Origin of the sequence: Rhizobium sp. SG_E_25_P2 (genome assembly GCF_029892285.1) — a bacterium.
Taxonomy (GTDB): Bacteria; Pseudomonadota; Alphaproteobacteria; order Rhizobiales; family Rhizobiaceae; genus Rhizobium_E.
In genome coordinates this window covers 116,445-129,860 of sequence record NZ_JARXVM010000017.1, presented here as the reverse complement: position 1 = coordinate 129,860, position 13,416 = coordinate 116,445, and the positions used below count along the sequence as shown (strand labels likewise).

Below are 13,416 nucleotides of genomic sequence, written 5' to 3'. Positions count from 1 at the left end.
TCCGCCGTACATCTGGGTACGCCCTCGCCAAAAGCCTTGATCCTGACCGAAATTGATCCGGCAGAATGAGGCTGATAAGCTGAAACACGCTCTAAATGTAATGACCCATCAGGCGCCGGCTTGAGCGATCCCGTCATTGTGCTTTTCGGTGTTGGCGATCTGCGCGACCTTACCGTGGCGGATGCCGAAGACGGCGCCTGCCGATCGCACTTTTGTCCCTCTGGCGGACATCGGGACGGTCGGTCAGGCGAGCGGCGGCGCCGGTTTCGCCACGCCGCCGGCGAGACGCCGTCCGAGCGCGATGCCCGGCGTTTCAATCAGGCGAAAAGCGAGGTATGCGAGCCCGTAGGTGATCGCAAGCGTCAGCCCCAGCGCCGCGGCGAAGCGCGGCTCAGGCGTCAGATCTGGCTGCATCCGCGCCAGCCAGGCGCAGACCGGCAGCATGACCAGAAGATGGATCAGATAGACGCCATAGGAGACGTCGCCGAAAAAGCGGCTGACGACGTTGGACAGCAGCCAGTCGAGCCAACCGAGCGCCATCTGCGCGATCTGCGGCAGCTTGTCTCGGTAGAGAAAGGCGAAAAACACCAGCACGAGGCCGATCTTGATGGCGCGGTGCAGGCTGTCTCGGCCGCCGCCGAGCGGCACGAAGACGACGGCGCAAGCGGAAATGAGGTAGAGCCATTTCGCCTGGCCCTCCGCCTTCAGCGACATGGCGATCAGCATGCCGGCGGCGAAGAGGTGGATCTTCATCGGCAGCATCGAAAAGGCGCCCTTGACGAAGCCGTTGGCCTGCAGCCAGGCCCCAAACGCCCACATGACCGCGACGACAAGCAGCATTGTCGGAAGCCGCCCGGCTTTCAGCACCAGCAGCATCAACAGCGGCAGGAAAGCGTAATACTGCATTTCCAGCCCGATTGACCAGTCAGGCAGCGGCGTCTGGAAATTATGCGTCCAGGTGGCCCCAAAGATAAATGTCACATGCAGGAGGATATTGGTGAGCGACTGATCGAGATAGCGATCGGCATAGCGCATCTGCTCCTCAACGCCGCCGGGGAAAATGGCTGCGGCGTCCAGACGGTCCTGCCAGAGCTCAGGGCCGAACCACAGCGCCAGCGCCAGGCAGACATAATAGAGCGGCGCGATGCGGAAGAACCGCCGGATCCAGAAGATCGTCCAGGTCGCGACCTTGTCCCAGGGCTCGCGGCTTTCGCGCAGCTGGTAGTGATAGGTCATCAGGAAGCCGGAGATGATGATGAAGACTTCCACTGCCAGATCCGGCTGAGCAAACAGGCCGACCTTATAGCCGGTCAGGAACATGGCGTGGCCGATCACCACCCAGAGCGAGGCGTAGCCGCGCAGCCCGTCGAGAAATCCCAGTTGTTGCCGGGGATCGGCCATGCGCGGCTCCCTGATGTCAGGCTTTGTTGGCCAGGAACCACTGATAGACGGTTGCGACACCCTCTTCGAGCCCGATCTTTGGCGCCCAGCCGGTGGCGCGCAGCTTGGCCGCGCTCATCAGCTTGCGCGGCGTGCCATCGGGCTTGGAGAGATCGTGGACGATCTCGCCTTCATATCCCACCACCTTGCAGACAAGCTGGGTGAGATCGAGGATGGTGATGTCTTCGCCCGAGCCGATATTGACGTGACCGGCCTCAGAATGCGTCTTCATCAGATGCACGCAGGCGTCGGCGCAATCATCGACATGCAGGAATTCGCGGCGCGGCGTGCCGGTGCCCCAGACGGTGATCGACTTTGCCCCGGTAAGCTTCGCCTCATGCGCCTTGCGGATCAGCGCCGGCATCACATGGCTGGAATTGAGGTCGAAATTGTCGCCGGGACCATAGAGATTGGTCGGCATGCCCGAGATGAAATCAGACCCATGCTGCTTGCGATAGGCGTCGCAGAGCTTGATGCCGGCGATCTTGGCGATCGCATACCATTCATTGGTGGGCTCGAGCGCGCCGGTCAGCAGCGCGTCTTCCGTGATCGGCTGGGCTGCGAATTTCGGATAGATGCAGGACGAGCCGAGGAACATCAGCTTTTCAACGCCCACCTTGTGGGCGCCGTGGATGATGTTGGCCTCGATCATCAGATTGTCGAAGAGAAAATCAGCCGGATAGGTGTCGTTGGCGAGGATGCCGCCGACTTTGGCCGCGGCGAGAAACACCGCGTCCGGCTTGGTCTTCTCGATCCAGGCGGTGGTGGCCGCCTGGTCGCGCAGGTCGGCATCCGCGCGGGAGGCGGTGACAACCTCCGCGCCTTCCGACGCCAGCCGTCTCACGATGGCCGAACCCACCATGCCGCGATGGCCGGCCACCCAGACCTTCTTGCCGCTGAGCGAATACATGGGGCTCATGCTTCCTTCATCACGGTGGCGGTCTGCATGACCTTGAGGTCTTCATTGACCATTTCGCGGCAGAGTTCACGCACGGGCGTCTCATGCTTCCAGCCGAGCTTGGTATGCGCCTTGGTCGGATCGCCGATCAGCAGTTCGACTTCGGTCGGGCGGAAATAGCGGGGATCGATTTCGACGACGACCTTGCCGGTCAGCGTGTCGTATCCCTTCTCGTCGACGCCTTCGCCCTTCCATTCCAGATGAATGCCGACATCCTCAAACGCCCAGGTGATGAACTGACGGACTTCGGTGGTCTCGCCGGTGGCGAGCACATAGTCGTCAGCCTCGTCCTGCTGCAGCATCATCCACATGCCGCGCACATATTCCCGCGCATGGCCCCAGTCGCGCTTGGCGTCGATATTGCCGACATAGAGCTTTTCCTGCTTGCCGAGCCGGATGGCGGCGGCGGCGCGGGTGATCTTGCGGGTGACGAAAGTCTCGCCGCGCAGCGGGCTTTCATGGTTGAACAGGATGCCGTTGGAGGCATGCATGCCATAGGCTTCGCGGTAATTGACCACGATCCAGTAGGAATAGAGTTTCGCGGCGGCGTAAGGCGAACGCGGATAGAACGGCGTCGTCTCGCGCTGCGGCACTTCCTGCACCAGGCCATAAAGCTCGGACGTGGAGGCCTGATAGAAGCGCGTCTTCTTTTCCATCTTCAGAATACGGATGGCTTCGAGCAGGCGCAGCGTGCCGATGCCGTCGGCGTTCGCCGTATATTCCGGCGTCTCAAAGGATACGCGCACATGGCTCTGGGCGGCGAGATTGTAGATCTCGTCTGGCTGGGCTTCCTGCACGATGCGGATGAGATTGGTCGAGTCCGTCATGTCGCCGTAATGCAGGATGAAGCGCTGATTGGCTTCATGCGGATCCTGATAGATGTTTTCGATGCGGCTGGTGTTGAAGGAGGACGAGCGGCGCTTGATGCCATGGACGATGTAACCCTTGCTCAGCAAGAGTTCGGCGAGATAGGCCCCGTCCTGTCCGGTGATGCCGGTGATCAGCGCTACCTTCTTCTTGTTGTCGCTCAATGAAGTCTCCCCTGAAACAGTGTGATGGCGCGATAGCGCCGCCAGAGCCGCTAAGCGGGGATTCTGGCGGTAAAATGTCCATGGCTGTGTCTAATGAGTTTTGCGCACCACGAACAGCCATAACGCGGCCTCCCGCCATCAAGGCCAGAACCGCGCGCCAATTTGCATATTTAAATGCGCGACAAACTGCAACGGTTCCGAAAAAAGCCTGTCGGATATGGATAACGCCCGGAAACGTCAAAGCCGGGGTTTCCCCCGGCTCGATCAATGATAGCGGCGGATGAGACCGACCAGCTTGCCCTGGATCTTGACCCGGTCCGGTCCGAAAATCCGGGTTTCATAGGCCGGATTGGCGGCTTCGAGCGCGATGGAAGCCCCTTTGCGCCGGAAGCGCTTCAGCGTCGCTTCCTCATCGTCGACCAACGCCACAATGATATCGCCAGGGCTCGCCGTCGACCCATTGCGGATGATCACCGTGTCGCCGTCAAGGATGCCGGCTTCGATCATCGAGTCGCCCTTGACCTCCAGCGCATAGTGCTCGCCTGCGCCCAGCATGGTGATGGGCACGGCGATGTCATGTGTATTGTTCTGGATCGCCGAAATCGGCACGCCCGCCGCGATACGGCCCATCATCGGCACGTTCACGCTCGTTCCCGCGTCGTCATTGGCGGCGGGTTTGGGCGCGGGTTGAGGTTGCGGCTTGCCGAGGGAACCCTCGATGACGCTGGGCGAAAAACCCCTGATAACCGGCGGCCTGAGGCTGGGAGAATACGCCTCGGGCAGCTTGATCACCTCGACGGCGCGAGCGCGATTGGGCAGTCTGCGAATGAAGCCGCGCTCTTCGAGCGCGGTGATCAGCCGGTGGATGCCGGACTTCGATGCGAGGTCAAGCGCGTCCTTCATTTCGTCGAAGGACGGAGGCACGCCCGACTCCTTCATACGCTCGTGAATGAAGAGCAGTAGTTCCTGTTGCTTTTTCGTCAGCATTGGCGCCCCCGCAGAATCGCGCATGAAACAAATCTGGAACAGACCTATCTGTTCTTTTTATGTTCTGCAAGTGTTTTCCCAAGCGTGGGGCGCCGCCGTGAGTAAATTGGCCGTCGCCGGAACCACGAACTGCGCGGCGTCCGGCGACTGCGAGGCGAGATGGCGGTTATTGTGCTGTTGTGCCGTTGGGGCAGTCGGCGGAAGAGGCGGCGGCGGATTCGCTGCAATTGCGGGAGGTGCTGGTCGGGTCGTTGTTATCGCCCGCGCCCGTCTTGCCGGCCTGCCCGCTTTGCGCGCCGCTTATGGCGGCGCGTCCCAAACCGTGCCTCGCGCGAATTGTTTCCGCTTTTTTCCATCCGATCAGGATCCGGCTTGCTGGGGGAGCGGAAAATATGCCAAAGCCGGGACAACAGAAAGGCTTTGCATGCGCCCGCTCGATCACCTCGTCATGCCTGTCGCCGATCTCGCGGTCGCCCGGTCGCGGCTTTCGGCGCTGGGTTTTACTGTGGCCGCCAATGGGCTCCATCCGTTTGGCACGGAGAATTGTTGCGTCTATTTTTCGGACGGCGCGTTTATCGAGCCCCTGGCGGTTGGCGATCGCGGCGCCTATGATGACGCGGCCGTATCCGGAAATCGGTTCGTGCTCGGCGATCTGGGCTTTCGGGCCATGTACGGCGAAGAGGGACTTTCGGCGGTCGTGTTCGGCGCCGACGATGCCGCAGCCGATCACGCGGAATTCCTGGCGGCGGGTTTTTCGGCGGGAGATATGCTGGATTTCGCTCGGCCCATGGTATTTGCCGATGGCTGCAGCCAGATCGCCAGCTTTCGTTTGGCTTTCGCCGAGACCGGCGTTCCCGGCGATGTGTTTGCGTTCACCTGCCAAAGGATCAATGTTCCGGCCGCTGACCGGACTGTGCTGCAAACGCATCGCAACGGGGTTGTCGGCATCCATGAGGTGGTTCTGGTCACCGACACGCCGGATCGTGTCCGACCCTATCTACAGACGCTCGCGCGGCGGGCTCCGGTAGCCCTGGAAGCGGGAATTGGCGGTGGCTTCGCCGCAGATCGGATTTCTGTGTTGAGTCCGCCCGCGTTTGCCGACATCCATGGCCTCGATTTACACCCGGCCAGCAGCCTGGTTGGACGACTGATCGTTTTCGCGATCACGTCGCTTGCTGATCTTCGCAGGCAGTTCCAGCGGACCGGGATCGATCATCATATGAACGGGACCATGCTGATTGTTCCGCCGCAGGCGGGGCAGGGGCTGGCTTTCGCATTTTTGGAGGTAGACGCATGACGAGCAACAACAGCACCGTGACCGTGGGCGAGGGATCCCGCCATGTGTCATTTTCAAATTCCGGCCGCCTGTCGATCATCGCCGGCCCCTGCCAGATGGAAAGCCGCGATCATGCCTTCATGATCGCCGGAACCCTGGTGGAACTCGCCGACACGCTCGGCATCGGCCTGGTCTACAAATCGTCCTATGACAAAGCCAACCGCACGTCGCTTTCCGGCAAGCGCGGCATCGGGCTGGAAAAGGCCATGGAAGTCTTCGCCGATCTCAAGGCCGAATATGGCTTTCCCGTTCTGACCGACATCCATACCGAGGAGCAATGCGCCCTCGTCGCGCCGACTGTCGATATTCTGCAAATCCCGGCTTTCCTGTGCCGACAGACGGATCTGCTGGTTGCGGCGGCCAAGACCGGGCGCGCCATCAATGTCAAGAAGGGCCAATTCCTGGCGCCTTGGGACATGAAGAACGTGCTGGCCAAGATCAATGGCAGCGGCAATCCCAATGCGCTTCTGTGTGAACGCGGCGCGTCGTTCGGTTACAACACGCTGGTGTCCGACATGCGCTCGCTGCCGATCATGGCGGCCATGGGCGCGCCGGTGATCTTCGACGCCACCCATTCGGTGCAGCAGCCGGGCGGCCAGGGCGGTTCGAGCGGCGGCGATCGCACCATGGTGCCGGTGCTCGCGAGAGCGGCGGTCGCGGTCGGCGTGGCGGGCGTGTTCATCGAAACCCATGAGGATCCGGACAACGCTCCCTCCGATGGGCCGAACATGGTCAAGCTTCCCGATATGTCGGCGCTGCTTGAAAAACTCTTGGCCCTGGACGCGATCGCCAAGGCCTGATGTTGACGCCACGCTATGTCATGCGACCGGCCACACAGCGTCTGGCCGGTCGCATCGTCTAGATTTCGTCAAAACTCTTCCCAGTTGCCGCCTTGGGCGACAGCCTGCTTTTGTCCGGTGAACGCGCCGGCGATGCGTCCGGCAAGAGCCCGGGCAGGCGAGGGACGCGGCGGCGCGTCCCGTTTGACGGCCCGCTGTGGTTGGCCGATCGACGCGATCGCGGGCGATGTCGCCTGGAATTTCTGTCCGCTGATACGGAAGGCGCTCAACACGTCGTTCAGCGTATCGGCCTCCTTGCTGAGCGAGCGACAGGCCGCCGATGTCTGCTCCACCATGGCGGCGTTTTGCTGGGTGGTCTGGTCGAGCGTCCGCACGGAATCGTCGATCTGCCTGATGGCGTCCGATTGTTCGGCCGATGACGCGCCGATGCCATTGATGATGTCGGCGACGCGCGACACGCGGGCGGCGATCTCGTCGAGCGCTTCGCCCGTCTTGTTAACAAGCGCAACGCCATTGTTGACCTGGGAGGTGGATGTCGAGATCAGCGCCTTGATCTCCTTGGCGGCGGTCGCTGAACGGGAGGCCAGTTCCCGCACTTCCTGGGCGACCACGGCGAAGCCTTTGCCGGCGTCGCCGGCCCGCGCCGCCTCGACGCCGGCATTCAGCGCCAGAAGGTTGGTCTGGAAGGCGATTTCGTCGATGACATTGATGATCTGCCCGATCTGGCCGGACGATCCCGCGATGCCTTCCATGGCGGCTATCGCCTGTTTGACGACCGCGAAAGACTTTTCGGTCGATTGCGTCGCCTCAGACATCATCGCCCCGGCTTCGCGGGATCTGCCGGCCGAGGATTGTACGGTGGTCGATACCTGGCTGAGCGCGGCCGCCGATTCTTCCACCGTCGCCGCCTGCTGCTCCGTGCGTTGCGCCAGTTGATCCGTCGCGGCGGAAATTTCGGCGGCGCTGTTGCGCACGACTTGGGTGATGGCGGTCACCTTGGCCATGGATTCCGAGAGCGCGGCCTGGCTGGCGTTGAAGGCCTGGCGGAGGTTCTCATAGGCTTCGGCGAAGGGTTGGTCGATCCGATAGGCAATATTGCCATCAGCAAGTTCGGTCAGGCCTTGGGTGAGTTGATCGATGACAAATCGACGTTTTTCGTCGTCCGCGGCCTTTTCGGCGGCGAGCACGCGCTCTCTTTCGAGCTCCGCCGCTTTCGCAGCTTCGTCACGCTTGCGATGCTCCATCCGCTCCATCGCGTTGCGACGGAACACCGCGACCGATTGCGCCATGGCGCCGATCTCGTCGGGTCGTCCGGCGTAGGGCACATCCCTGCTGTAATCGCCCGTGGCCAGCACGCCCATATAGCTTTTCATTGCGTCGAGCGGCTTGATGGCGCGGGATCGTAGAACCCAAAGGCCGGCGAGGAACAGCAGGATCGATCCGCCGGCCGACGACAAGGCGAGACTCGTCAACCGGGTTGAACTTGTGTCGGCATTGGCTTCCGCATGGGCCAGAAAGGCGTTGGATGCGTCAACCAATTTGGCGACCGCGGCGCGATGTGTGTAAAAGGCGTCCATGAGGGCGTCGAGCGCCGCCATGCGGGTTTCAGGATTCGAGGAGTTGAATGCGTCTTTGATCTTCTCGTCGATAATGCGCCAGAAAGCGTCTCCGGTGGCGACCACCTCGCTCTCAAGCTGCCTTTTGAGATCTTCCGGCAGGGCCGAGACGCTCCAATACTCACGTCGCGCGACATAATCTTTCTGAAGCGCCGCGATCTTCGCGATATTCTCGGGGCCGCGCTCCGGGTGATACATGCCTTCGGTGGCCAGCATGTAGGATTCCACGACGAAGAGCGGCGGCGGTAGAATGTCGGCGATCAAGTCCTTGCCGTAGACAATCTGCTGGTATTCCGGCCCCCGCACCTTGAGCCGTTCGAGCGCATAGTGTTGGACGCCCGTTGAAAATATCAATCCAGCCGTGACCAGCGCTCCGAAGAGCACCAAGAGTCTGGAAATCGTCATGCCCATGAAATCCCCCGGAACCACGTGCGCCGGTTCGCCGTCACGCACAAAACCATAAATCTGAAGCAAGATAGTGGTGTCGGTCGCTTGCCAATTGGTTAATAAAGCTATTGCAGAGCGCTATTATTTTTCGCCTTGCTTATAAGTTGCGATCCAAGGTTTAGTGAGCGTGTATGTATGTGCTTTGGGGTGGAGTAAAGTGTCCCGAATTGGCGCAGTCTGCTCATTCTCGGTCCGCAGAGGCAGGAAAGCATGCAGCGAATTAAATCGGTTCAGGCCGCCGCCGCCATTGTAATTTCGCACAAACGGGATAATGCAGAAAATCGGAAACACTCTCTCAACCTCTCAAACGCAAGGAAGAGCATATGACCGCTATCGTTGACATTCTGGCCCGCGAAATTCTCGACAGCCGCGGCAATCCCACCGTGGAAGTCGATGTGCTGCTGGAAGACGGCAGCCTCGGCCGCGCCGCGGTTCCGTCGGGCGCATCGACTGGCGCGCATGAAGCGGTCGAGTTGCGCGATGGCGGCAAGCGCTATCTCGGCAAGGGCGTGGAAAAGGCTGTGGAAGCCGTCAACACCGAGATCTTCGACGCCATCAGCGGCATGGACGCCGAAGACCAGGTCGATATCGACATGGCGATGATCGAGCTCGACGGCACGCCCAACAAGGCCCGTCTCGGCGCCAACGCCATTCTCGGCGTGTCGCTCGCCGTCGCCAAGGCTGCTGCGCTCGCCTCCGGCCTGCCGCTCTACCGTTATGTCGGCGGCGTCAACGCTCGCACGCTGCCGGTGCCGATGATGAACATCATCAATGGCGGCGCTCATGCCGACAATCCCATCGACTTCCAGGAATTCATGATCATGCCCGTCGGCGCCGAATCGCTGAAGGACGCTGTCCGCATGGGCTCGGAAGTGTTCCACACGCTGAAGAAGGAACTGGCGTCGCAGGGCCACAACACCAATGTCGGCGACGAAGGCGGCTTTGCGCCGAACCTCGCCTCTGCCCCCGTCGCGCTTGATTTCGTCATGAAGTCGATCGAAAAGGCTGGTTATCGTCCTGGCGAAGACATGTTCCTGGCGCTGGATTGCGCCTCGACCGAATTCTTCAAGGACGGCAAGTATGACATGCATGGCGAAGGCAAGGTGCGCGATCCGGCCGAAATGGCCGCCTATCTCGCCGAACTCGTCAATAATTATCCGATCATCTCGGTCGAAGACGGCATGGCCGAAGACGATTGGGAAGGCTGGAAGATCCTCACCGATCTCGTCGGCTCCAAGTGCCAGCTGGTCGGCGACGACCTGTTCGTGACCAATTCGGTTCGTCTGCGCCAGGGCATCGAGAAGAAGGTGGCCAATTCCATCCTCGTCAAGGTCAACCAGATCGGCTCGCTCACCGAGACGCTCGACGCCGTGGAAACCGCCCACAAGGCCGGCTACACCGCCGTGATGTCGCATCGCTCGGGCGAAACCGAAGACTCCACCATCGCCGATCTCGCCGTCGCCACCAATTGCGGACAGATCAAGACCGGCTCGCTGGCGCGTTCGGACCGCACCGCCAAGTACAACCAGCTGATCCGCATCGAACAGGAACTCGGCCCGGCGGCGATTTTCGCAGGTCGCTCCATCCTCAAGCGTTGATCCGATAGATCATCGAGACTTCTGGAGGCCGGCGCGGAATTTTCCGCGCCGGCCTCCGGCATTTTGGCCGCAGGTCAATTCATGCTAAACGCTCGGTTAAAGAATTTGCGTCACATTGCCCTTTGTCGTTTTGCGTCAAAGGCATCTCATGTGGACCAAACAGCATAAGCGGCGGCATTGGGGCCGCCTGATAACTCCCGTACTTGCAATCGCTTTCTGCAGTTATTTTGGCTACCACTCCATTCATGGCGAACTGGGCCTGAATGCGACCGAGGACTTCGAGCGTCGCCGCATCGAGCGGGTGGCGGAACTTGCCGATTTGGTGCGGGTTCGCCAGGATCTGGAACGGCAAGTGGCGTTGATGAGCGACGGCTCGCTCGAGAAGGATATGCTCGATGAGAAGGCGCGGTATTCTCTCAATGTGAGCCGGTCTGACGAAATCGTCATCTTCAAGTGATAAATTCCCGTTTTGGGAGAAATGGTGCATCGCAATAACCGTGTTGCGATGCGTGGTTGAATTAACTTAAATCTAGTTAACTGTAACTTTTTACAATATTTTCATAGGCTTGAGCCGAATGTCCGCCATGCATTTATGGCATTGCTAGGGCGGTCAATATTTCTTATGCTCGCCCCAAAATCGAACGCCCATAGGGAGGCTTTCTGGATGGCAGCGCGTAAGGTCGCGTCTACTCCTGCTCGCAAACTCGCAAGCGGCAAATCTCAAAAATCAGAAGGAAAAGCGATGATCGCAGAATTCGATCGTGATCAGGAGCTCAAGGCGTATCGCGAGATGCTTCTCATCCGCCGCTTCGAGGAAAAGGCCGGCCAGCTCTATGGCATGGGCTTTATCGGCGGCTTCTGTCACCTTTACATCGGCCAGGAAGCTGTTGTCGTCGGCATGCAGATGTCGCTGATCGAAGGCGACCAGATGATCACCGGTTATCGTGATCACGGCCATATGCTGGCCATGGGCCTGAGCGCGCGCGGCGTCATGGCCGAGTTGACCGGTCGCCGCGGCGGCCTGTCCAAGGGCAAGGGCGGCTCGATGCATATGTTCTCGAAAGAGAAGCATTTCTATGGCGGCCACGGCATCGTCGGCGGCCAGGTGTCGCTCGGCACCGGTCTGGCCTTCGCCAACGCCTATCGCAGCAACGGCAATATTTCCTGCGCCTTCTTCGGCGATGGCGCCGCCAATCAGGGCCAGGTCTACGAAAGCTTCAACATGGCCGCGCTCTGGAAGCTGCCGGTGGTCTACGTGGTGGAAAACAACCGCTACGCCATGGGCACCTCGGTCAATCGCGCTTCGGCGCAGACCGATTTCTCCCAGCGCGGCGCATCCTTCGGCATTCCCGGCATCCAGGTCGACGGCATGGATGTGCGCGCCGTCAAGGCCGCGACTGATGAAGCGGCCGAACACGCCCGCTCCGGCAAGGGCCCGATGATTCTCGAAATGCTGACCTATCGCTATCGCGGTCACTCGATGTCGGATCCGGCCAAGTACCGCTCCAAGGACGAAGTGCAGAAGATGCGCTCCGAGCACGATCCGATCGAGCAGGTGCGTCTGCGTCTTCTCGAGAAGAATTGGGCGACCGAGGACGATCTCAAGGCTGTTGACAAAGATGTTCGCGACATCGTTGCCGACTCGGCCGATTTCGCCCAGGCGGACAGGGAGCCGGATGCGTCCGAACTCTACACCGACATCCTGCTCGACGCGTGAGGCGTCTCGGGCCGGCATCTGCCGGCCGTTTCGCTCCGCCAGCTTCAATTTCGCGGTCGGCCAAGGTCGCCGCACACCATATATCAGGTGAGGAACACCATGCCGATTGAGATTCTCATGCCCGCGCTGTCGCCGACCATGGAGGAAGGCACGCTCTCCAAATGGGTGAAGAACGAAGGCGATGCCGTGAAGTCTGGCGATGTCATCGCCGAGATCGAAACGGACAAGGCCACGATGGAAGTGGAAGCCGTCGATGAAGGCGTGATCGGCAAGCTGCTGATCGCCGCCGGCACCGAAAACGTCAAGGTCAACACCCCTATCGCCGTTCTCCTGCAGGATGGCGAAACCGCCGCCAATATTGGTTCGCCGGCCAAGAAGGAAGACGCGCCGGTTCAGGTGGAGCAGAAGGAGAAGCCGACCGAAACCGGGTCTGCCTCCGCCCCTGTTCCGGCACAGCCCGTCAACCAGGCGCTGTCTGATCCGGCCATCCCGGCTGGCACGGAAATGGTGCCGACCACCGTGCGCGAAGCTCTACGCGACGCCATGGCCGAGGAAATGCGCGCCAATCCCGACGTCTTCGTCATGGGCGAAGAAGTCGCCGAATATCAGGGCGCCTATAAGGTCACCCAGGGTCTCCTGCAGGAATTCGGCGCCAAGCGCGTTGTCGACACCCCGATCACCGAACACGGCTTTGCCGGCATGGCGGTGGGCGCGGCGATGACCGGCCTGCGTCCGATCGTCGAATTCATGACCTTCAACTTCGCCATGCAGGCGATCGACCAAATCATCAACTCCGCCGCCAAGACGCTCTATATGTCTGGCGGCCAGATGGGCGCTCCCATGGTGTTCCGTGGACCGAACGGCGCCGCCGCCCGCGTCGGCGCGCAGCACTCGCAGTGCTACGCCGCCTGGTACAGCCATATTCCGGGCCTCAAGGTCGTCATGCCCTATACGGCCGCTGACGCCAAGGGTCTGCTCAAGGCTGCGATCCGCGATCCCAATCCGGTGATCTTCCTCGAAAACGAAATTCTCTATGGCCAGACCTTCGATGTGCCGAAGCTTGATGATTTCGTGCTGCCGATCGGCAAGGCGCGCATCCACAAGGCCGGCAAGGACGTCACCATGGTGTCCTTCGGCATCGGCATGACCTATGCGATCAAGGCGATCGCCGAGCTTGAGAAGATCGGCATCGATGTAGAACTGATCGATCTGCGCACCATCCGCCCGATGGACCTGCCGACGGTGATCGAATCGGTCAAGAAGACCGGCCGCCTCGTGGTCGTGGAAGAAGGCTATCCGCAGAATTCGGTCGGCGATTTCATCGCCAACCGCGTCAACCGCGAAGCCTTCGACTATCTCGATGCGCCCGTGATCACCATCGCCGGCAAGGATGTGCCGATGCCGTATGCGGCCAATCTCGAAAAGCTGGCTCTGCCGAATGTCGGCGAAGTCGTCGATGCCGTCAAAGCCGTCTGCTACAAGTAAG

11 protein-coding genes are annotated in these 13,416 nt (G+C 60.7%); 6 read left to right on the top strand and 5 right to left on the bottom strand.

Annotation, left to right across the window (positions count from 1 at the left end):
* Positions 1-243 precede the first annotated feature (243 nt).
* The 4 genes from M2360_RS21190 to lexA all read right to left on the bottom strand — a co-directional run bounded on the left by M2360_RS21190 (position 244) and on the right by lexA (position 4,416).
* Entirely contained in the window at positions 244-1,401 is a 1,158-nt protein-coding gene (locus M2360_RS21190; RefSeq protein WP_280777371.1) for an acyltransferase, read from the bottom strand.
* A gap of 16 nt (positions 1,402-1,417) precedes the next feature.
* Positions 1,418-2,359: a GDP-L-fucose synthase gene (locus M2360_RS21185; protein WP_280777370.1), complete on the bottom strand. Its 942-nt coding sequence runs from the start codon at positions 2,357-2,359 to the stop codon at positions 1,418-1,420.
* Positions 2,356-3,429 carry a GDP-mannose 4,6-dehydratase gene (gene gmd, locus M2360_RS21180; RefSeq protein WP_280777369.1) on the bottom strand — a complete coding sequence of 358 codons (1,074 nt, stop codon included), beginning with the start codon at positions 3,427-3,429 and terminating at the stop codon, positions 2,356-2,358. Before gmd ends, M2360_RS21185 begins: the two co-directional genes overlap by 4 nt.
* Positions 3,430-3,693: 264 nt before the next feature.
* Positions 3,694-4,416: a transcriptional repressor LexA gene (lexA, locus tag M2360_RS21175; RefSeq protein WP_280777368.1), complete on the bottom strand. Its 723-nt coding sequence runs from the start codon at positions 4,414-4,416 to the stop codon at positions 3,694-3,696.
* Positions 4,417-4,438: 22 nt separating this feature from the next.
* Between lexA and M2360_RS21170 the strand changes: the two genes are divergently transcribed.
* Together M2360_RS21170 and kdsA are read left to right on the top strand one after the other, a co-directional pair.
* On the top strand, positions 4,439-5,713 hold the full coding sequence (locus tag M2360_RS21170; protein WP_280777367.1) for a VOC family protein: 1,275 nt from the start codon (positions 4,439-4,441) through the stop codon (positions 5,711-5,713).
* Positions 5,710-6,552, top strand: coding sequence for a 3-deoxy-8-phosphooctulonate synthase (gene kdsA, locus M2360_RS21165; protein WP_280777366.1), 843 nt, complete (start codon positions 5,710-5,712; stop codon positions 6,550-6,552). Before M2360_RS21170 ends, kdsA begins: the two co-directional genes overlap by 4 nt.
* A gap of 68 nt (positions 6,553-6,620) precedes the next feature.
* Here the strand turns inward: kdsA and M2360_RS21160 are convergent, their stop codons facing one another.
* Positions 6,621-8,579: a HAMP domain-containing methyl-accepting chemotaxis protein gene (locus M2360_RS21160; RefSeq protein ID WP_280777365.1), complete on the bottom strand. Its 1,959-nt coding sequence runs from the start codon at positions 8,577-8,579 to the stop codon at positions 6,621-6,623.
* Positions 8,580-8,938: 359 nt separating this feature from the next.
* Here M2360_RS21160 and eno point away from each other — a divergent pair, with 359 nt between their 5' ends.
* From eno to M2360_RS21140, 4 genes are all read left to right on the top strand, one after another.
* Positions 8,939-10,213, top strand: a complete 1,275-nt coding sequence (gene eno, locus M2360_RS21155; RefSeq protein ID WP_280777364.1) for a phosphopyruvate hydratase — start codon at positions 8,939-8,941, stop codon at positions 10,211-10,213.
* Between the two features lie 148 nt (positions 10,214-10,361).
* A complete protein-coding gene (locus tag M2360_RS21150; RefSeq protein ID WP_280777363.1) occupies positions 10,362-10,670 on the top strand; it encodes a septum formation initiator family protein in 309 nt (102 codons plus the stop codon).
* Between the two features lie 207 nt (positions 10,671-10,877).
* Positions 10,878-11,930: a pyruvate dehydrogenase (acetyl-transferring) E1 component subunit alpha gene (gene pdhA, locus M2360_RS21145; protein ID WP_280777362.1), complete on the top strand. Its 1,053-nt coding sequence runs from the start codon at positions 10,878-10,880 to the stop codon at positions 11,928-11,930.
* Between the two features lie 99 nt (positions 11,931-12,029).
* Complete coding sequence (locus M2360_RS21140) at positions 12,030-13,415, top strand: pyruvate dehydrogenase complex E1 component subunit beta (protein WP_280777361.1); 1,386 nt, start codon at positions 12,030-12,032, stop codon at positions 13,413-13,415.
* Position 13,416: the final 1 nt, after the last annotated feature.